General features: G+C 68.1%; 20 protein-coding genes and 1 pseudogene. 8 read left to right on the forward strand and 13 right to left on the reverse strand.

Annotated features, from left to right (window positions below; translation table 11 throughout):
- Positions 1-5: 5 nt before the first annotated feature.
- Entirely contained in the window at positions 6-869 is an 864-nt protein-coding gene (locus tag HWW87_RS01185) for a crotonase/enoyl-CoA hydratase family protein (protein ID WP_174429321.1), read from the reverse strand.
- A 446-nt stretch (positions 870-1,315) separates the two neighbouring features.
- Here HWW87_RS01185 and HWW87_RS01190 point away from each other — a divergent pair.
- Positions 1,316-3,255: pseudogene (locus HWW87_RS01190) on the forward strand (APC family permease).
- A 137-nt stretch (positions 3,256-3,392) separates the two neighbouring features.
- Here HWW87_RS01190 and HWW87_RS01195 read toward each other — a convergent pair.
- Positions 3,393-3,551, reverse strand: coding sequence for a hypothetical protein (locus HWW87_RS01195; protein ID WP_174429243.1), 159 nt, complete (start codon positions 3,549-3,551; stop codon positions 3,393-3,395).
- Between the two features lie 188 nt (positions 3,552-3,739).
- Entirely contained in the window at positions 3,740-3,928 is a 189-nt protein-coding gene (locus tag HWW87_RS01200) for a hypothetical protein (protein ID WP_069250820.1), read from the reverse strand.
- Positions 3,929-4,151: 223 nt separating this feature from the next.
- Here HWW87_RS01200 and HWW87_RS01205 point away from each other — a divergent pair, with 223 nt between their 5' ends.
- Together HWW87_RS01205 and HWW87_RS01210 are read left to right on the forward strand one after the other, a co-directional pair.
- A complete protein-coding gene (locus tag HWW87_RS01205) occupies positions 4,152-6,074 on the forward strand; it encodes a DUF3857 and transglutaminase domain-containing protein (protein ID WP_244107113.1) in 1,923 nt (640 codons plus the stop codon).
- Positions 6,075-6,142: 68 nt separating this feature from the next.
- Positions 6,143-6,307: a hypothetical protein gene (locus HWW87_RS01210; RefSeq protein WP_175818921.1), complete on the forward strand. Its 165-nt coding sequence runs from the start codon at positions 6,143-6,145 to the stop codon at positions 6,305-6,307.
- A 56-nt stretch (positions 6,308-6,363) separates the two neighbouring features.
- On the opposite strand, the gene HWW87_RS01215 is transcribed toward HWW87_RS01210, so the two are convergent.
- Positions 6,364-7,413 (reverse strand): AraC family transcriptional regulator, encoded by a 1,050-nt coding sequence (locus tag HWW87_RS01215; protein WP_175818922.1) that lies wholly within the window; start codon positions 7,411-7,413, stop codon positions 6,364-6,366.
- Positions 7,414-7,483: 70 nt separating this feature from the next.
- Between HWW87_RS01215 and HWW87_RS01220 the strand changes: the two genes are divergently transcribed.
- Entirely contained in the window at positions 7,484-8,686 is a 1,203-nt protein-coding gene (locus tag HWW87_RS01220; RefSeq protein ID WP_175818923.1) for an MFS transporter, read from the forward strand.
- A 49-nt stretch (positions 8,687-8,735) separates the two neighbouring features.
- Here the strand turns inward: HWW87_RS01220 and HWW87_RS01225 are convergent, their stop codons facing one another.
- On the reverse strand, positions 8,736-9,614 hold the full coding sequence (locus HWW87_RS01225; protein ID WP_175818924.1) for an aldo/keto reductase family oxidoreductase: 879 nt from the start codon (positions 9,612-9,614) through the stop codon (positions 8,736-8,738).
- Between the two features lie 100 nt (positions 9,615-9,714).
- Here HWW87_RS01225 and HWW87_RS01230 point away from each other — a divergent pair, with 100 nt between their 5' ends.
- Positions 9,715-10,614 carry a LysR family transcriptional regulator gene (locus tag HWW87_RS01230; protein WP_174429317.1) on the forward strand — a complete coding sequence of 300 codons (900 nt, stop codon included), beginning with the start codon at positions 9,715-9,717 and terminating at the stop codon, positions 10,612-10,614.
- 7 nt (positions 10,615-10,621) lie between these two features.
- On the opposite strand, the gene HWW87_RS01235 is transcribed toward HWW87_RS01230, so the two are convergent.
- From HWW87_RS01235 to HWW87_RS01250, 4 genes are all read right to left on the reverse strand, one after another.
- Positions 10,622-11,467, reverse strand: coding sequence for a helix-turn-helix transcriptional regulator (locus tag HWW87_RS01235; RefSeq protein ID WP_175818925.1), 846 nt, complete (start codon positions 11,465-11,467; stop codon positions 10,622-10,624).
- A 48-nt stretch (positions 11,468-11,515) separates the two neighbouring features.
- Positions 11,516-12,073: a carboxymuconolactone decarboxylase family protein gene (locus tag HWW87_RS01240; RefSeq protein WP_175818926.1), complete on the reverse strand. Its 558-nt coding sequence runs from the start codon at positions 12,071-12,073 to the stop codon at positions 11,516-11,518.
- A 122-nt stretch (positions 12,074-12,195) separates the two neighbouring features.
- On the reverse strand, positions 12,196-12,957 hold the full coding sequence (locus tag HWW87_RS01245) for an isocitrate lyase/phosphoenolpyruvate mutase family protein (protein ID WP_175818927.1): 762 nt from the start codon (positions 12,955-12,957) through the stop codon (positions 12,196-12,198).
- A gap of 145 nt (positions 12,958-13,102) precedes the next feature.
- Positions 13,103-13,570, reverse strand: a complete 468-nt coding sequence (locus tag HWW87_RS01250) for a MarR family transcriptional regulator (protein ID WP_174388899.1) — start codon at positions 13,568-13,570, stop codon at positions 13,103-13,105.
- Between the two features lie 81 nt (positions 13,571-13,651).
- Between HWW87_RS01250 and HWW87_RS01255 the strand changes: the two genes are divergently transcribed.
- Both HWW87_RS01255 and HWW87_RS01260 read left to right on the forward strand, forming a co-directional pair.
- Positions 13,652-14,020 (forward strand): YciI family protein, encoded by a 369-nt coding sequence (locus tag HWW87_RS01255; protein ID WP_175818928.1) that lies wholly within the window; start codon positions 13,652-13,654, stop codon positions 14,018-14,020.
- 97 nt (positions 14,021-14,117) lie between these two features.
- Positions 14,118-14,735 (forward strand): glutathione S-transferase family protein, encoded by a 618-nt coding sequence (locus HWW87_RS01260; RefSeq protein ID WP_175818929.1) that lies wholly within the window; start codon positions 14,118-14,120, stop codon positions 14,733-14,735.
- Between the two features lie 54 nt (positions 14,736-14,789).
- Here the strand turns inward: HWW87_RS01260 and HWW87_RS01265 are convergent, their stop codons facing one another.
- From HWW87_RS01265 to HWW87_RS01280, 4 genes are all read right to left on the reverse strand, one after another.
- Complete coding sequence (locus HWW87_RS01265) at positions 14,790-15,512, reverse strand: HAD-IA family hydrolase (RefSeq protein WP_175818930.1); 723 nt, start codon at positions 15,510-15,512, stop codon at positions 14,790-14,792.
- A gap of 24 nt (positions 15,513-15,536) precedes the next feature.
- Positions 15,537-16,508, reverse strand: a complete 972-nt coding sequence (locus HWW87_RS01270) for an ornithine cyclodeaminase family protein (RefSeq protein ID WP_175818931.1) — start codon at positions 16,506-16,508, stop codon at positions 15,537-15,539.
- Between the two features lie 109 nt (positions 16,509-16,617).
- Entirely contained in the window at positions 16,618-17,748 is a 1,131-nt protein-coding gene (locus tag HWW87_RS01275; protein ID WP_175818932.1) for a DSD1 family PLP-dependent enzyme, read from the reverse strand.
- Between the two features lie 129 nt (positions 17,749-17,877).
- The gene (locus HWW87_RS01280; protein ID WP_174388905.1) at positions 17,878-18,837 is read right to left on the reverse strand and encodes a LysR substrate-binding domain-containing protein; all 960 of its coding nucleotides are present in this window, start codon (positions 18,835-18,837) and stop codon (positions 17,878-17,880) included.
- A 199-nt stretch (positions 18,838-19,036) separates the two neighbouring features.
- Here HWW87_RS01280 and HWW87_RS01285 point away from each other — a divergent pair, with 199 nt between their 5' ends.
- Positions 19,037-19,879: a hypothetical protein gene (locus tag HWW87_RS01285; RefSeq protein WP_175818933.1), complete on the forward strand. Its 843-nt coding sequence runs from the start codon at positions 19,037-19,039 to the stop codon at positions 19,877-19,879.
- The last annotated feature ends 26 nt before the right edge of the window (positions 19,880-19,905 follow it).

Consider the following 19,905-nt stretch of genomic DNA (forward strand, 5'->3'; position numbering starts at 1 on the left):
TCGCATTACACCGTGCGCAGTTTCGACACGCGCCGGTTCTGCAGCATCACCAGGCGTTCCATGTATGCGAGGTCCTTCGGCTCGATCGTGAACGCCGCATGCACCCACGCTTCCGTGATGTCCATCAGCTCCGAGCGCGACAGCTGGAACACGCGATCGCGGGCGCGCAGCATCGCACGGATGCCGTTCAGCTTGGGCTTCACCACGTCGATGAAGGTGCGCGTCGCCAGATACGCATCACCGGCGTCGAACGTCTCGTCGATCAGCCCCTGGTCTTCGTACCACTCGGCCGCATGCGCTTCGCCGGTCGCGATCAGCGATTCCGCGAGGCCGCGGCCCGCCTTGCGCGCGACCAGCGAATAGCCGCCCATGCCCGGGAACAGGTTGAACGCGATCTCGGGGAACCCGAGTTTCACGCCCTTCTGCGCGAGCACGTAGTGATGCGCGAGCGCGGCCTCGAAGCCGCCGCCGAGCGCGCTGCCCTCGACCATCGCGATCGAGATCGCGCCGGTGCCGAAGCCCGTGTAGATCTCGTACACGCCATCGATGCACGAGCGTGCGTAGGCCATCAGCTGGTCGCGCCGGCCGCTGCGGATCGCGTCGACGAAGAAGCTCAGGTCGCCGCCGACGTTGAACAGCTCGGGGACGAGCGAGCCCGTCACCCAGAAGTCGAACGTGAGGCCCGAGTCGCGTGCGACGCGCGCGAGATGGATGATGTCGGTGACGAGTTGTTGGTTGAAGCACGGCCGCGGCTCCGATCGCAGCATCATCCACATGACATTACGGCCTTCTTCGTAGAAGGCGGTCAGTTGCGAGAGTTCGCCGGCTTCGTAAAACGGGCGGCATGCCGGATGAGATTGGAGTTGCATGGTATGTCCTCGTGAGATGTGGTTTTTAAAGCGCGCCGCGCCAGGTGCCATGCGGGAATCGGGTTGCCTGCATGGCGCCTGGCGCGAGGCATCGCCATTGTTGCGCGCGCACAAAAGTCGAAATGCGGGGAACAACGCACGACGGGGACGTGGGCGAGGGCTGCGTTCGGCGGACGTGGTGCGCGGCGACGGGCGAAGAAGCGGCGCGAGTGGGGCGGCGGCCGGTTTGCCGGATCGCGACGGGCGGGGCAGGGATACGGTCGCGGGCACACGTCGGTGCGGGCAGCCGGTCCAGCGTACGATCGCCGGCGCTGTTCGCTTACGCGCTGAAAGCGGCGTCGGCCTGCCGGGCGCGGCCTATGGAATGTGCGGACTGGCGCTGCACCGGCGCATCGATTAGCTTTGCAGGGTCACGCTGCGCGCACCCGGCGCCTCGGGAGCAGACCATGACCACCTTCCAGAAGGTGTGGCAGTTGCTGGTCGGAAAACCGCTGGATCCGCTCGATCCGCGCACGCGGCATGCGATCGCCGTGACGCCGCTGCTCGCGTGGGTCGGGCTCGGCGCCGATGGACTGTCGTCGTCGTGCTACGGCCCGGAAGAGGCGTTTCTCGCGCTCGGCCAGCACCATGCGCTCGCGCTGTTCCTCGCGCTCGCGACGGCCGCCACCGTGTTCATCATCGCGCTTGGCTACAACCAGGAGATCGAACTGTTCCCGACGGGCGGCGGCTACCGCGTCGCGACGTCGCTGCTCGGGTCGAAGCCGGGGCTGGTATCCGGCGCTGCGCTGCTGGTCGATTACGTGCTGACCGTCGCGACGTCGCTCGCGAGCGGCGTCGACGCGCAGGTGTTCAAGCTCACGACCGAGATCGTGCTGATCCTGTTGATGACGGGGCTCAACCTCCGCGGGATGCGCGAATCGATCATGGTGATGCTGCCGATCTTCGTCGGCTTCGTTATCCTCCACTTCGGGCTGATCGTGTATGGCGTCGCCGTGCACGGCAGCAGCCTCGCGATGGTCGTGCCCGACGCGGCGCACGAGGCGCACGGGATGTCGCAGTCGCTCGGCCTGTTCGTGATGCTCAGCGTTGCTGATGCGCGCGTTCTCGCTCGGCGGCGGCACTTATACGGGCCTCGAAGCCGTGTCGAACAACGTGAACATGCTCGCCGATCCGCGCGTGCCGAACGGCAAGGTCACGATGTGGTACATGTCGACGTCGCTCGCGTTCACGGCCGGCGGCATCATCCTGCTGTACATGCTGTGGCACGCGCGGCCCGTCGACGGCCAGACGCTCAACGCGGTCGTGTTCGACAGCGTGATCGACCATCTCGGGCTCGGCTCGGCGTTCGCGCATCATGCATTGCTGGCAGCCGTGCTCGCGTTCGAAGCCGGGCTGCTGCTGGTCGGCGCGCAGACGGGTTTCCTCGACGGCCCGACGGTGCTGTCGAACATGGCGTCGGATTCGTGGGTGCCACGCCATCCGCGACCTGTCGACGCGCCTCGTGCGGCAGAACGGCATCGTCGTCGTCGGGCTGTCGAGCCTGCTGATCCTGTTGTGGACGCACGGTAGCGTCGACGTGCTCGTCGTGCTCTACAGCATCAACGTGTTCCTCACCTTCAGCCTGTCGCTGCTGGGGATGTGCGCGTACTGATTGCGTCATCGCCGCGAGCCGGGCTGGTTCAAGCACTTCTTCCTGTCCGTGCTCGGGCTGAGCGTGACGGCGACGGTGCTCGTCATCACGCTGATCGAGAAGTTCACCGCGGGCGGCTGGCTCACGGTGCTCGTGACGAGCGCGGTGATCGCGCTGTGTTTCGTGATCAACCGCCACTACGCGGATACGCGCGCCCGGCTCGCGAAGGAGGACGAACTGTTCTCCGGCAAGCCGCCCGTCGTGGACGAGGCCACCGCGCCGGGCAAGCCCGATCCGTCGCAGCCGACGGCCGTGCTGCTGGTCGGCAAGCACCGCGGTGCGAGCATGCACGCATTGCTGTGGGTCAACCGGCTGTTCCCCGGGCATTTCCGCAACGTGATCTTTCTCGCCGTCGGCGAGGTCGATGCAAAGGCATACGACGGGCACGAACATCTCGAACGGCTGCGTCACACGATCACCGAATCGCTCGATTACTATGTTGCGCACTGCCGCCGCAACGGCATCGCCGCCGACTACCGGATCGCCTTCGGCACGAACCCCGTTGTCGAGTTCATGAATCTCGCGTCGGCGACGCTCGACGAGTATCCAAACGCGGTGTGCTTCGCGAGCAAGCTGATCTTCCGGCGAGTGAACTTCCTGACCGCTTGGCTGCACAACCAAACGCCGGTCGAGTTGCAGGCGCGCCTGCATGTCGAGGGCAAGCAGATGGTGCTGCTGCCGATGAATGTCGGGTAGCGATCCGCGGCGGGATCGCACGCGGTTTTTTTGTTGCGCCCGCTGCGGGTCGAACCTCCGCCGGCGGTCTCGCGTCGTACGCTCGAACGACGCGCGCATGACGGCCGGCCTTCCGTGCGGCGCACTGCGTCGGCGCGTTACGGATGACGATGCGTATGCGAGCGCGGCCGCCGTGCGGACTTGCGCTGCAACTGGCCGCGAATCCGGTTGCGGCTGCGCCCTTCCGCGAAGAACAGCACGGCTAGCATGAGCACCGCAAGCAGCACGAGGATCGAGACGAGGTCGTGTTCCACCATGTCGCCTCCGATTGGAAGGAGATTGCGCTCCGGTGAGCGCCGCGGTTGCGGTCAGCCTGCGGGGATGAAGCCGCCGGCGCGCGGGCGTTGGTGTCCGACCTCACGGATCGGATGAGCGGGCCTGCGCGGCATTTGATCGGATGAATGAAGGCCGCGCCGCGCATCCCGCCGTGCGCGGCGGATCACCGTCACGTCAGCATCGGCACGGCTTCGACCAGCAGGATACCGATGAGCGCGCCGATCGCGGCGCCGATCAGTTTCGGATGCCACCGCCCGAGATGCAGCTTCGTCAGCAGCGCGCCGAACAGGATCACGCCCAGCAGCGTGAACAGCACCACGAGGAAGCCGGTTTCGAAATCGCTGTTGATCACGGCCATGATGCCTCCTTGCCCATGTCGGGCACGCCGCGTTCGTCGAGACGGCGCTTGTCCTGGCGAGATCGCGCACGCAATGTGACCTGATTTGATTATAGGTTGCGCCAGCGGTCAATCGCGCGTCGCTTGACGCTCGCCGATGCGTCACCCACACTGGGCTGCAAGGCGGCGCGCGACAGGCGCGCGTGAGCGCGGCGCGGATCGTCCGTGCCGGTGTGTTGCCGCCATGTTCCGAAACGAGCGCGACGTGGTGCGTTTTCTTTCCCGACCGACCGGTTTTGCGTTTGCGTGCGCCGTCGCATTCGGCGTCGTCGCGGCCGTGCGGTCGGCCGCAGCCGATACGGTCGATGCCGGCGACGCAGCGCCCGTCACGCTCGTCAGCGACGTCCACGAATTCGTGATCCAGCACGACGGTTCGCTCGACGAGCACGGCGATTCGACGCTGCGCGCGAACGACGCGAACGGTATCGACGCGGTCGCGCAGCGCTACGTGTGGTTCGACAAGAATCTCGAGAAGGTGGAGCTGCTCGCGGCCGAGACGATCGACCGCGATGGCGTCGCGCATCCGGTCGGCGCGGACGGCATCCGCGACGTGCAGGAGCCGCGCTCGGCCGGCGCGCCGACGTTCCAGGACGGGCTGCTGCGCACCGTCGTGTTCCCCGGCGTCGAAGCCGGGTCGAGCACGCGCGTCGCGTTCCGCAAGACCCGCACGAAGCCGGTCAATCGCGGCTACTTCGGCTACACCGTCGAGCCGTCGCGCGAGCCGGTCGACAGCCAGCGGCTGATCTTCGACGTGCCGGCCGACCTGCCGCTGTATGCGGATGCGCGCGGCTACGTCGCGCTGCCGCCCGTCACGGCGAACGGCCGCACGCGCTACGAATTCGATTACCGGCACGGCGCGTACGATCGCATCGAGAGCGGCGCGGTCGGCTACCCGACCTACGGCGACCGGCTCGTCGTGTCGACGCTGCCCGACTACGCGGCGTTCGCCGCGCGCTACCGCAACGCGGCCGTCGACCCGAGCGCGAACGATCCGGCGGTCGTGCAACTGGCGCGTGCGCTCACGGCGGATGCCGTCGATCCGCGCGACAAGGCGCGCCGTCTGTACGACTGGGTGCAGGCGAACGTGCGCTACGTCGGGCTGTTTCTCGGCGAAACGGCTGCCGCGCCGCATCGCGTGACCGACATCCTGCGCAACCGCTACGGCGACTGCAAGGATCATGTCGCGCTGTTCGGCGCGTTGCTCGCGGCGGTCGGCATTCGCAGCGAACCGGTGCTGATCAATCTCGGCGCCGTGTACACGCTGCCGTCGGTGCCCGGTTACGGCGGCGGCGCGATCAATCATGCGATCACGTGGCTGCCCGATCTCGCGCTCTATGCGGATACGACGACGGCCGGCATCGCGTTCGGCTATCTGCCGCCGATCGTGATGGATCGCCCCGCGCTGCTGGTCGATACGGGCGTGCTGTCGCGCACGCCGGCCACGCAGCCGCGCGTCCGCACCGCGCGCATCGCGATCGATGCCGCGCAGCCCGACGCCGCGCGTTTTCACGCTTATGTCGAGGACGACGGCTGGACCGCCGAACTCGAACGCAACCTGTTTCGCCGCGCGTCGCGGGACCGCATCGCGCAACTGGCGAACGAGCGCCTGCGGCAAAGCGGCCTGCGCGGCCGCGCGCAACTGTCGACCAGCGACCGGCGCGTGACCGACGGGCCGTTCGACGTGACGGTGACCGGCACGCTCGATCATGTCGTTTGGCCGGACGGCACGACTGCATTGCCCGCGCTGTCGAGCCTCACCGGGGGCATCGCGACGCAGGTCGAGACCTGGCTGGCCGAGCCCGTGCGCACGCAGCCGTGGGGCTGCGTCGGCGGCGCGTTCGACGAGACCGGCCAGATCGCGCTGCCGGCGGGCGTCGCCGTGACCGACCTGCCGGCCGATGCGGCGGTGCACGACCGTTTCGTCGACTTCACGTCGCATTACGTGTTCGATGCGGCCGCGCGGGTCGTGCAGGTCACGCGGCGGATGAAGGCGGATTTCGGCCGGCAGGTGTGCACGCCGGACGAGTTTGTCGCGCTGCGCGCGTCGCTCGAGCGCATCGAGCGCGATACGCAGGCGCAGATCGTCGTGCGGGCGAAGCCACGTTGAGCGGTGCGGGCACGGCATTCGCTCCGAACGGGTGAACGACCGCAATTGCCGACGCGCAGGAGGACATCATGACCGAGCGGGATCACGAGATCGCCGAACTCTCGAAGGAATTGCTGGGCCGGATCGTGCAGGGCACGATTGCGACCGGCGCGGCAGTCGATGTGGAGCAGTGCGCGGCGCTCGCCGTGCAGTGCGCGACAGCGCTGGTCGACAGGCTCGACACGTTGAAGTGACGCCCGGGAAGTGACGTTCGGCGCGCCGTCGCCCCGGCCGCCGCCGTGCGTCGGGCTTACGCTTCGGCGGGCACGTCGCCGTCCGCGCGCACGGCGCCCGGCGGCTTGCCGACCACGCGCTTGAACGCACGGCTGAACGCGGCGAGCGAACCGTAGCCGAGCCGGTACGCGACCGCTTCGATCGCTTCGCGGTCGCGGGCGATCCACTGCGCGGCGAGCCGCATCCGCAGCTCGGTCAGGTAGCGCACGGGCGTCATCCCGGTCGCCGCGAGGAAGCGCTCGGCGAACACCGAGCGCGACACGCCCGCTTCGGTCGCGAGCTCCGCGACGCTCCAGTTGCGGCCCGGGTCGCGATGCAGCGCGACGATCGCGCGGCCGAGCTTCGGCTCGCGCAGCGCCTGCACCCAGCCGGTCGCGTCGCCGCATCCGCATTCGACCCAGCCGCGCACGATGAACGCCGCGACCACGTCCGCGAGCCGCGCGAGGATGCCCGCGAAGCCCGCGCGCGCCGTGCACGCTTCGCGCTCCATCGCGTCGAGCATCGGGCGGATTTCCGGGTAGCGCGCGAGCAGCGTGCCCACGTGCATGAACTTCGGCATCGTACCGACCAGCGGCTGCATGCCGCCGAGATCGAGTTCCATGCACGCGCTGAAGATCAGCGCCTCGCCGGCGCCGGGCTCCGTCGTCGCGCAGGTCGCGGGCGAGACGCCGGCCGACGCCACCGACGCGACCGTATCGCAGATCTTCGCGACCTCGAAGCCGTTGATCTCGCGGCACGGCACATCCGGATCGGACACCAGCGCATGCATGCCGCCGTGCGGCAGCAGGATCGCGTCGCCGGCCTCGAGCCGCATCGTCTCGCCCGACGCGTCGCGCAGCAGCACGGGCCCGCGCACGACGAAATGGAACTGCGCGCGGCCCGGCGCATGGCCGAAATTCAGCCCGAACGGCCGCGCGACCTGGATGCGGCGGTACTGGACGCCGCTCAGGCGCATCCCCAGCAGCAGCTCGCTGACGAGGTCGTGCACGTCGGGAATCGGGGGCAGAAGGGGGTCGGACATATCGAGATGCGGACGTTCGATCAACAAGAACGGATTGTATGTCATAGACCGTCCTGTCGCTGTTCCCTACGATATGCCCTCATCAGTACTTTCCCTAACCGACACGGAACCCCGCATGAATCCCGGAATCTCCTCGGCCGCCTCGACGGCGGCCCCCCGCGAACCGGCCTGGGGCGCGGTATTCGCGATGGCGCTCGGCGTGTTCGGGCTCGTCACGGCCGAATTCCTGCCGGCGAGCCTGCTGACGCCGATGGCCGACAGCCTCGGCGTGACCGAAGGCGTGGCCGGACAGGCCGTCACGGCCACGGCCACGGTCGCGCTCGTCACGAGCCTGCTGATCTCGGCGCTCACGCGCACGATCGACCGGCGGCGCGTGCTGCTGGTGTTCTCGGTGCTGCTCGTCGCATCGAACCTCGCCGTCGCGTTCGCGCCGAACTTGGGCGTGCTGCTGATCGGCCGCGTCGTGCTCGGCATCGCGCTCGGCGGCTTCTGGACGATGGCGACCGCCACCGCGATGCGGCTCGTGCCGACGGCGATGGTGCCCCGTGCGCTATCGATCATCTTCAGCGGCGTGGCGGTCGCGACCATCGCGTCCGCGCCGATGGGCAGCTACTTCGGCCACCTGATCGGCTGGCGCAACGTGTTCCTGATCGCGGCCGTGCTCGGCGCCATCGCGTTCGTGTCGCAGATCGTCACGCTGCCGTCGATGCCGCCGAGCGGCACGACGCGGCTGCGCACGCTGATCGACGTGCTGCGCCGGCCGACCGTCGGCCTCGGGATGTTCGCGACGATCCTCGTGTTCACCGGGCATTTCGCGTTCTTCACGTATCTGCGGCCGTTCCTCGAACAGGTGGCGGGCGTCGGCGTGAACGGGCTGTCGGCGATCCTGCTCGGCTACGGCATCGCGAACTTCGTCGGCACGTCGCTCGCGGGCCGCGTGCTCGAACACCGGCTGCGGCCGATGCTGATCGGCATGCCCGCGTTGATGGTCGTGCTCGGCATCGCGCTCGTCGTGCTCGGCCGCGCGCCGATGATCGACGCAGTGCTGGTCGCGTTGTGGGGGATGGCGTTCGGCGGCGTGCCGGTCGCATGGTCGACGTGGGTCACGCGCACCGTGCCCGACGAGGCCGAGAGCGCGGGCGGGCTGATCGTCGCGGCGATCCAGCTCGCGATCGCGACGGGCGCGGCAGTCGGCGGCGTCGTGTTCGATGCGAACGGCGCGGCCGGCGTGTTCGTCGGCGCGGCGGTCGTGTTGGCGGTGGCGGTCGCGACGATCGTGACCGGTGTGCCGAAGCGCGTCGGCGTGGTCGCGTCCTGACCGGCCTGGCGGCCCGCGAGGCACGGGCGGCCAGGCGATCGTCCGCGCGTCAGGCGGCGCCGGCGCCCGCGATGCGGTCGAGTTCCGCGAGCGCGTCGGCCGGCAGATCGAGGTCGGCTGCCGCGAGATTCTCGCGCAGATGCGCGACCGACGACGTGCCGGGAATCAGCAGGAGATTCGGCGCGCGGCGCAGCAGCCACGCCAGCGCGACCTGCATCGGCGTCGCGCCGGTACGGGCCGCGACGCCGGACAGCGTCGACGACTGCAGCGGCGAGAAGCCGCCGAGCGGAAAGTACGGCACGTACGCGATGCCGTCGCGGGCAAGCGTGTCGATCAGCGCATCGTCGCCGCGATGCGCGATGTTGTAGTGGTTCTGCACGCAGACGATGTCGCAGATTCGCCGGCCTTCGGCGACCTGCGCGGGCGTGACGTTGCTCAGGCCGACGTGCCGGACGAGCCCGCGCCGCTGCAGCTCGGCGAGCGTGGCCAGCGGCGCTTCGATCGATCCTTCGGCCGGCCCGTGCGTGTCGAACATGATGCGCAGGTTGACGACGTCGAGCACATCGAGCCCCAGGTTGCGCAGGTTGTCGTGCACGGCCCGTTCGAGTTCGTCGGGCGCGAAGGCGGGCAGCCACGATGCGTCGTCGCCGCGTCGCGCGCCGATCTTGGTGACGATCACGAGATCGTCGCGATACGGGTGCAATGCGTCGCGAATCAGCTGGTTCGTCACGTGCGGGCCGTAGAAGTCGCTGGTGTCGAGATGGTCGACGCCGGATTCGACGGCTTCGCGCAACACGTTCAATGCGGCTTCGCGATCTTCCGGCGGGCCGAATACGCCGGGGCCCGCGAGCTGCATCGCGCCGTAGCCGATCCGTTTGACGTGGCGGTCGCCGAGCCTGAAGGTGGCGGTGTGGCGAATGTCGGGCATGCCGTGCTCCTGTCGATGGGATGAATGCGTTCAGCATAGGGATGAGTCATCTGCGCGATAAGCCGGCATAATTCGCACGGGTTGTACGAAAAGGCGAACAATGCAAACCGATCTGGGCGATCTGAACGCGTTCATGGCCGTGGCGCGCGCCGGCGGATTCCGCGACGCAGCACGCAAGACGGGCCTCAGCGCGTCGGGGCTGAGCGAGGCCGTGCGCCGGCTGGAAGCGCAGCTCGGCGTGCGGCTGCTGCACCGCACGACGCGCAGCGTCGTGCCCACCGAAGCCGGCGAGCGCCTGCTCGCGCGGCTCGGGCCCGCACTGACCGAAGTGGCGGCGGCGCTCGACGGTATCGATGAATTCCGCGGCCGACCGGCCGGCACGCTGAAGCTCAACGTGCCGGTCAGCGCCTCGCGGCTCGTGTTGCCGGCGATCGTGCCGCGCTTTCTCGATGCGTATCCGGATATCCGGCTGGAAGTGATCGCCGACGAAAATTTCGTCGACGTGCTGGCGGCCGGATGCGACGCGGGCATCCGCTACGACGAACGGCTCGAACAGGACATGATCGCGGTGCCGATCGGCCCGCGCATCCAGCGGTTCGCGACCGCGGCGGCGCCCGGCTATCTCGAGCGGCACGGCCGGCCGCGGCATCCGCGCGACCTGCTCGACCATCGGTGCCTGCGCGGGCGCTTCGCCAGCGGCGCGATGCCGCCGTGGGAGTTCGAGCGCGACGGCGAGGTCGTGCGGGTCGAGCCGGCGGCCGGCCCGCTGCTGGTGCAGATCGGCGGGGCGACGGACCTGCTGGTCGATGTGGCGATCGCCGGTACGGGCATCGTGCATCTGTTCGAAGACTGGCTGCGCCCGCATTTCGACAGCGGCGCACTCGAACCTGTGCTCGAACCGTGGTGGCGGCCGTTCTCGGGGCCCTTTCTGTACTATCCGGGGCGGCGTCTCGTGCCGCCGGCGCTACGCGCGTTCATCGATTTCATCAGGGCGTCCTGAGCGTTGCTCAGCGCACCGGCGCGTGCGCGTCGAGCAACTGGCGGTGGTACGTGTCGGTCGCATCGTCTGCCGGAAACATGCATTCCATCCGTAATTCCTGCGCGGCCGCGCTTTGCGGCGCGCCGACCGTCGTGACCAGCGAGAAGTAACGCAGCACGACGCCTTCGTGGATGAAGCCGATCGGGATGACCGGCAGCGATGGCGAGGCGGCCGGCGCCGGCGGCGTGTTCCAGTCGCGCGGCGTATCGGGGCACGCGAGCAGGTCGTCGAGCAGGCGCCGGGTTTCGTCGTCGATCACGCGGCCCACCGATTCGCGATGCACGCGCTGCAGCAGGCTGCGCGACACGGCGCCCCAGTCGGCCACGAACGGCTGCATGCCGTGCGGATCGAACATCAAACGCAGCAGGTTGCGCGGCCCGTCGCGCGCCGCCATGTCGATGAAGCACCCGAAAAAGCGCGGCGCCGCCTCGTTGGTCATCAGCACGTTCCAGTGACGATCCATCACGATCGCCGGAAACGGCTCGTGCTGCCGCACGACCCGTTCGAGCGCGCGGATCACGCCTTGCATCTCCTGCGCGTCCCACGGCGCTTCCGAATACATCGGCGCATAGCCGGCCGCGAGCAGCAGCGCGTTGCGTTCGCGCAGCGGCACGTCGAGCGCCTGCGCGAGCGTCAGCAGCGTGTCGCGGCCCGGCACGCTGCGCCCGCTTTCGATGAAGCTGATCTGGCGCTGCGAGATACCCGCGTCGAGCGACAGATCGAGCTGGCTCACGCCGCGCACGTCGCGCCAGTCGCGCAGCAACCGGCCCAGTTCGTGCGGCGGCGGGTTCGGGGCGCGGCGGCGGGCGTTCATCGGCGTTTCCTGGTCGTTCCGTGATCGACGCGAACGACTATATCGGGCTCATGCGGCGTGCGCATGCCATGCGTATGCGTCGAACGGCGCTTCGAGCGCCGGCTGCGCGACGCTGCCGACGTAGTTCGTGATCGTCGACGCGGCCACCACGGCGATGACTTCCAGCAACTGCTCGGCGGTGAAGCCGGCATCGACGAACGCCTGACGGTCGGTATCGGCGAGGCGGCCGCGGGTGTCGATCAGCGTGCGCGCCGCGGCCGACAGCGCGGCCAGTTTCGCGTCGGCGGGCAACTCGCCGCGCCGGATCGCGTCGACGTCGGCGGGCCGCACACCCTGTTTCAGCGCGAGCGCCGTGTGGAACGCGACCGGCCACTCGCTCGCGTTCGTGACCGCGTTGGTCAGCAGCAGCGTCTGGATCTGCGGCTCGGTGAGGCTGCTCGCGTGCACGCGCTCGAACAGGCCGATGAAGCCGTTGATCAGCACCGGCGACGCGGCCATCGCCGCCGCGATGTTCGGGACCACGCCGAACGCTTGCTGGAGTTGCTGGAGGACGGGCTTCGATTCCGCGGGTGCGGAATCGATCGTATGAAGCGGGTAGGCGGGCATGATGTCTCCGGGCGATGAGCGCTGCCGGAAGGGCGGCGCGACACCCGAAGCGTAGGAGCGGGCGTGCCGCGCGCCAATTACATGCGATGTAATCGGGTGACGCCCGTTGCTCCGCGAATCCGTTAGCCGCCTTGCTTGACCAGCGCCGCCAGCGTCTTCATCGCCTGCAGGTACGGATACGGCCCGTGGCTGATGCGCGCCACGCCGTAATCGGCGAGGTCGGCGAGCGTCGGTGTTTCCGACACGCGCATCACGTTCACCGGCAGCGGCGACGCGGCCGTCAGTGCGCGAATCAGCGCCGGCGAGCGCAGGCCCGGCACGAACAGGCCGTCGGCGCCGGCTGCCGCATAAGCGCGGGCGCGTGCCAGCGTTGCATCGAGCAAGCGTTCGTCGTGCGTATCGGCTGCTGCCTTGAAGAACACGTCGGTGCGCGCGTTGATGAAGTAGTCGGCGCCCGCGCGATCGGCCGCCTGCCGGGCGGCCGCGAGACGGGCCGCCGCTTCGTCGACGTCGCGCAGTTCGCCCGTGGCCGGAAAACTGTCTTCGAGATTGCAGCCGATCGCGCCGGCCTGGATGCTCATCGCGATCGTCTCGGCGACATCCTCCGGCCGCTCGCCGTAGCCGCTTTCGAGATCGACCGTGACGGGCAACGCCGTCGCGCGCACGATCCGCTCCAGCACGTCCATCATCAGTGCGCGCGGCATCTGCTCGCCATCGGCGAAACCGTTGGCTGCCGCGACCGACCAGCTGCCGGTCGCCAGTGCGACGGCGCCCGCGTCGGCCGCCGTGCGCGCACTGCCGGCGTCCCACACGTTGAACAGCGCCAGCGGCTGGCCCGCGCGGTGAAGCGATCGGAAAATCGCGCCTTTCTCGTTGTTGCCCATGCTCGTCTCCTCGTGGATACCGGATCGGTTGTCGTGCCGAGCGATATTGCCACCGAATCGGGCGGCGCGACGGGGGCCGGCAATGTCTGCTGACAGCGCGTGGCAGGAAGTGCGCGTGACCGCGCGGGGCGATCCGCGCGCCGGCTCAGTCGCGCGAACCCGGCTCGACCGACAGCGTGCGCAACTGGCCGCGCAACTGATCGACTTCGCCCGGCGCGAATGGCCGCTCGATCTCGGCATGCGCCTGCTGCCACAGCGGAAACGCTTCGGCCAGCAGGTCGTGACCGGCCGGCGTCAGTGCGAGCAGGCGGCTGCGTTTGTCGTCCGGATCCTGCACGATCGTGACGAGACCGCGCCGCTCGAGCGGCTTGAGCGCCGCGGTGAGCGTGGTGCGGTCCATCGCGAGCAGCGACGCGACCGATTTCATCGGGGCCGGTTGCGGCCGGTTCAACGACATCAGCAGCGAAAACTGGCCGTTGGTGAGGTCGAGCGGGCGCAGCACATCGTCGAAGATGCGCGCAAGATTGCGCGCCGCGCGCTGCATGTGCAGGCACAGGCAGCAATCGCGCACCATCAGCGTCGTTTCGAAGGGAAGCTTTTCTTTTCGTGCCATGTTGCAATTGTGTTGATATCAACCTATCTTGTCAAGGTCGAGGCGCGGCAACCCGCCGCGTCCGTCATCGGAGGAGAAGGCATGAGTGCGCAACAACAGTTGTATCTCGCCGTATTTCTCGGGACCCCGGATAGCCCGGCGATGCAGGCCTGGCTTGCGCTGCCGGAGGATGAGCGGCGCACGCGCGAGCGCGACGGCATCGCCGCATGGCATGCGTGGGTCGACCGGCATCGCGACGCGATCGTCGAGCTGGGCGGGCCGCTCGGCAAGACCAAGACCATCGATGCAGACGGCATCCACGACACGGCCAATGCGCTGAGCGGCTTTACCGTCGTGCGGGCGGCGTCGCACGACGCGGCCGCCGCGCTGTTCGAAGGTCATCCGCATTTCACGCTGTTCCCGGGCGTGTCGATCGACGTGATGCCGGTGCTGGCGATTCCGGGCGCATGAGCGACGCGTGATGCCGGGCGACGCGTGTCGCTTCGTTCGAGGCGCGGTGGCCCGCATGCGGCAGACATTTTCCCGACATTCTCGATGGAGACTGGCGATGAAGCTTTACGGATTTGCCGGCACCCGCTCGCAACGGGCGCTGTGGGGTCTGAAGGAACTGGATGCGGATTTCGAATTCGTGTCGGTCAACCTGCTCGAGGGCGAGCACAAGCGGCCCGAATTCCTGCACCTCAATCCGGCCGGCAAGGTGCCCGTGCTGGTGGATGGCGACCTGGTGATTCCCGAATCGGCCGCGATCGTGCTGTATCTCGCGGACAAGTACCCGGAGAAGGCGCTGCTGCCCGTCGAACCGGCGCTGCGGGCGGAGGCCTATCGGTGGGTCATGTTCGCGGTGACGGAGCTGGAGCAGCCGCTGTGGCGGATCACGCGGCACACGTTCCTCTATCCGCCGGAGAAGCGCTCGCCGGCCGATATCGAACTGGCGCGCGAGGATTTCGCGACGATGGCCGTCATTCTCGACAAGCATCTCGAAGGGCGCGAGTTCATCGTCGGCGATTCGCTGACGGTGGCCGATTGCGTGACGGCCTACCTGATCGACTGGGCGAGCGAATGCCACCTGATCGAACCGTTCCCGCAATTGCGCGCGTATCTCGAACGGCTGTATGCGCGGCCGAAGGCGCCGCAGCGGATCGCGGAGGCGAGGAAGGCGGCGTGAAACGGGTGGGGGGTCATGCGCCGCATCGGCACGACCCGCCGCGTCCGCCTGCGATCACGAAACCGTATCGGGCGCACCCAGCGCACGGCACAGCATCGCCAGGTCGCGCAACGTGAGATGCGGCGTCGCCGGATGCAGCGAAGCCTGTTCCCCTTCCGCCCGAGGCTCGCGCACGACCCACGCGGCCTGAAGCCCCGCATTCAACGCACCGACGATATCGAGGTGGAAGTCGTCGCCCACATGCAGCAATTCGGCCGGACGCACGTCGAGTGCGTCCGCCGCCGCATGGAAGATCTCGGGTTCCGGCTTGGCGAAGCCGAAGGCACGCGCGCTGAGCGTCGTGCGGAAGAATTCGCCGCCGCCGGTCAGCCGGAGATCCGCGTTGCCGTTGGTGACCGCGATCAACGGAAAGCGCGCGCTCAACCACGCCAGCGCCGGCAGCGCGTCTTCGTAGAACTCGACGCGGTTGCGCGCCGCATAGAAGACGTCGTAAGCACGATCGGTCAGCGAGACATCTTCGTTCGCGCGCTCCAGTGCGAGCCGGATCGAGCCGATTCGCATCGCGCGATAGTCGCTGGCGAGATTCGGGCACAACCGTTCGTATTCCTCACGTAGTGCACTGAGTGCCTGTTGCGTGGGCAGCACGCTCTCGGTATTCGGCGCGTGCTCGATCAGCCATGCGCGAAGCGTCGCCTCGGCCCGGACGACGGACGGCCCGAATGGCCACAGGGTGTCGTCGAGATCGAACGAGAGGGCGGAAACTTTGGCGAGACGCATGGCGGTTGAAAGCAGGAAGTCGTTTTACCAGGGCCACGGAACGGAGGTTCCGGTGCCGTTGTCGAGGGCGTGCCGATACAGGAAGCGCGCGACGGTCAGGTCCTGAAGCGCGAGGCCCGTCATGTCGAAGACGGTGATCTCGTGCGCGGCACGATCGACGGATGTCGCACCCGCGAGGATGTCACCGATTTCGGTGCGCGGCAAATCCGGCGCCCATTGGCACTCGCCGATGCTGCGCGCCTGGTCGTGATCGTCCACGACGATGCGCGCGCGTTCCAGCACGCCGGCCGGAAGTTCGCGCTTGCCCGCGGTATCGGCGCCCACGCAGGTCAGGTGGGTGCCCGGCTGAACCGCATCCGCGTCGAACAACGGGCCGCCGCCGGGCGTGGCCGTGATCACCACATCGCTATTGGCCACCGCGTCGTTCCGGTCGCGCGCCACGCCGATCGTGCACCGTTCGACGAAGTGCGATTCGAACGCCGGCTCCGGCTCGCCGCTGACGTTCACGTACTGCACCGTGCAGCGCTGCGGCAGCAGCGCGAGCGCATAGTCTAGCTGCACGCGCGCCTGCACGCCCGTGCCGAACACGCAGAGCCGCGTGCTGTCGCGGCGCGCGAGCTGTTGCAGCCCGAGGCCGCCGGCGGCGCCGGTTCGCGCGGTGGTGATCGCGTTGCCGTCCATGATGCACAGCGGCCTGCCCGTCGCCGGATCGAACAAGGCGACGGTGGCCTGATGCGGCTCGCCGCCGCGCGCCCGGTTGCCCGGCCAGAACCCGGCCGCCTTGAAGCCGAGCAGATCCTGGCCGGCGACGTCGCCCGACTTGATGCCGAACACGCCGCCGGTATGCAGCTTCTCGCGCACCACCGGGAATACGCGTCCGGCCCTTTGACTGTGCAGCACGAAGGCTTCGCGGACGGCCGCCATCACTTGCTCGGCCTGCAGGGCGGGCGCGATGGCATCGCGGTCGAGGAGAAGGAGGCGGGCGTCGGTCGGCATGGTCGGGGGTGCCTGGTCGGCACGAGACGAATCGAGAATGTTTAAAGTTTGTCCAGATATGGACAAATAGTCAATGCGCGAATGACACGGCATGGACGCCGGACGTCGCTCACCACCCGTAGAAGCGCGGCCACGTCTGCGCGGCGCCGTCATCACCGATCGCCTGGTACTCGGGATGTTGCGCGCCGGTGGCGCACGCGTGATTCGGCAGGATGCGCAGCCGCGTGCCGATCGGAAACCGTTGCGCGATGCCGGTATCCGGCGTACCCGCGCGCGACACGATCCCGTGTTCCTGGTTGGCGGCGCTCATCAGGTAGTCGCCGAGCACGTCGCCGGCTTCGGTGCAGACCTGCCCGTAGCCGAAATCGCGCGCCTGGCGCTGCGTGCCGCGGTCGCGGCTCATCGCCATCCAGCCCGCGTCGACGATCGCCCAGCCTTTCTCTTCCTGGTGGCCGATGACGGTGGTCAGCACCGACAGCGCGATGTCGGACGGTTCGCACACGCCGATGTTGTGCATCACGAGGTCGAACATCACGTACACGCCGGCGCGGACTTCGGTCACGCCGTCGAGCCGTTCCGCCGCCAGCGCGGTGGGTGTCGACCCGATACTCACGACCGGGCACGGCAGCCCGGCGGCCCTCAGGCGTTCCGCGGCCCGCACGGTGCGGCTGCGCTCCTGTTCGGCGATCGCGACCAGCGCTTCGTGCGTGTTGTATTCGTAGCTGGAGCCCGCGTGAGCCAGCACGCCGCCGAGCAGCATGCCGCCGTCGGTCAGCGCGCGGCCGACGTCGATCAGCAGGTCGGATTCGGGCGGGATGCCCGAGCGGTGGCCGTCGACGTCGACCTCGATCCATACGTCGTAACGTTCGCCGTGCTCGCGCCCGAACGCGGCGATCGCGTGCGCGGCCGGCAGGCTGTCGGCGACGATCTTCAGGTCGCAGCCTTGCCGGCGCAGCGCAAGCGCCTGGCCGAGTTTGGCGGGCACCATGCCGACCGCGTAGACGATGTCGCGGATGCCGTCCGCGAAGAACTGCTCGGCTTCCTTGAGCGTCGACACCGTGATGCCTTGCGCGCCCGCCGCGATTTGCGCGTCGACGACGTGCCGGCATTTGGTGGTCTTGACGTGCGGCCGGAACCGGACGCCGAGTGCGTCCAGATGCGTCTGCATCCGCGCGATGTTGCGCTGCATGCGGCCGACATCGATCAAGGCGGCCGGGGTGTTGAGGGTGCGAAGGTCCACGATGCGTCCGATTGCGAGGTTGCCGATGCGGACACTGTAGGGGAGTTGGCTCGCATCATGTTTAATGCGGAACTAATCTTCCATTAAGCACAATTTAATCGGCGGAATCTCGCGGAGAGCGGCCCCGGCTCACGCCTTGCCGCGCCACGGCGGCGGATCGAGAAACTGCCGCGCGGCGTCGAGAAACACCCGCTGCCGCGCGGAGCGGCCGGTACGCGACGGCAACAGCGCCGTCACCGGCGCGGGCGGCAGGCGCCAGCCGGGCAGCAACCGGACGAGCTTGCCGTTCGCGAGCAGCGGGGCGACGTCCCACTCCGAGCGTTCGACGATGCCGAGCCCGGCGAGCGCCCATTCGGTGATGACGGTGCCGTCGTTGGACGACAGCGCGCCGGTCACGCGGATGACGGTAGACCGTCGCGATTCGCCCTTGACGCCGCTCGCGGGCGAGAAGCGCCAGCGCGGAATGTCTTCGTCGTTCTCGCGCAGGCACAGGCAGTCGTAGCGGGTCAGGTCGGACGGATGGTTCAGGTCCTTGATGCGGCGCGCGTAGCCGGGGCTCGCACACAGGAAGCGCTCGTTGGGCGCGAGCGGATAGCCGATCCACGACGAGGATTTGAGGCCGCCGACATGGACGACCACGTCGGCCCCCGACGCGCTGGTCAGCGGGCTTTCCGACAGGTGGAGCGAGATTTCGAGCTTCGGATGTGCACGCTGCACGTCGCGCACGATCCGCGCGACGTATTTGCGGCCGAAGCCGAGCGGGGCGACGACGCGCAGCGTGCCCTGCACGTCGCCGTGGTCGCCCGCGATGCTGACCGGCAGCGCCTCCACGCGCTCGAGAATGCCGATGGCTTCCTGGTACAGCCGCTGCCCTTCGTCGGTCAGCGCAATCCCTTTCGGCTGCCGCACGGCGAGCCTTGCGTTCAGGCGTGCCTCCATCCGTTGCAGGCGAATCGTGACCGCGGGCGGCGTGAGGTCGAGCAGCCGGGCGGCAGCGGCCAGGGATCGCGACGTGCCGATCGCGCGGACGAGTCGAAGGTCGTCGAGGTCGAGCATTTCGTGGCTCTTAATGCGGGTGGTGTCGAGCATTAAACCGCACATCGAGACGCGAATCCATCGGCGCGGCGACGTGCCCGTGCCGCTGGCTTAAGGAACGGCCACATCGTGCCGATATAGAGGCGATGTCCGGTTCTTTGCGCGCCCTGTCCAGACCAGCGAGGCGCGCATGACCGAGGGCCGCGATCATGCCAACGAAAACAAAGGAGGGTCTCACCGTATGAAGTCCATCTTGTCCCGTCCCCTTGCAGGTCGTATCGCGATTGTCGTCGCGGCCGCTTCGCTCGCTGCATGCGGCACGTCGAATCCGCTGCAACAGGCTGGCCAGGGGATCATGGGCGCACTGACGTCCGACGCCGGTCGGACCGACGTGTCGAGCCTGAAGCCGATCGTCCTGAAGATTCCGAACGATACCGGCATCCAGCCGCGCAAGGTCGCGCCGTATTCGACGGTCATCGTCCGCGACGTCGGCTACGACAGCCGCAGCGTGCAGGTCATCGCGAACGCGAAGTACTACCGGCTCCGGTTCGAGAACCTGACGCCCGGCTCGTTCGTCGTGCATGCCCGCACGGACAATGGCGTTGCCGGTTCCGGCGTGAAGTACGACGTCAACTTCAATGTGCAGGAATCGCCGAAGGGCTATCAGGTCACCTTTCAGCCGACGACGCGCAATGCCTATCAGCAGGGGCTGATCGGCAAGTTTCCGGTGCCGAACTTCAACGATGCAGACCTGCGTACGCAACTGACGTCGCTGCAGATCGTCTATCGCTTCGAGGTTGATTCGCCGTACAACTCCGAATCGGTGACCGCGAACTTCATGCGTCTCGCGCGACCGATGACCGCGCAGCAGGGCTGGGCCGATCCCGTGACGGGCAAGATCTACAGCAGCTACTTCGTGTCGACGCTGCACGGCCGCGACATGACGTACGTCACGCAGGTGTACCCGTATCACAACGGGTCGAAGGCCGTGATTACCGCGGTGATCACCGGTGTCGAGACCGCGCCGGATACGGTCGATTTCAGCATGCTGATCAACGACGCACGCCGCATGCTCGAAGGCATCGCAAAGTCCTGATCGCGTGACGGGACGCTGCACGCGTT

It is taken from the genome of Burkholderia sp. BCC0419, from assembly GCF_902830285.1.
Taxonomy (GTDB): Bacteria; Pseudomonadota; Gammaproteobacteria; order Burkholderiales; family Burkholderiaceae; genus Burkholderia.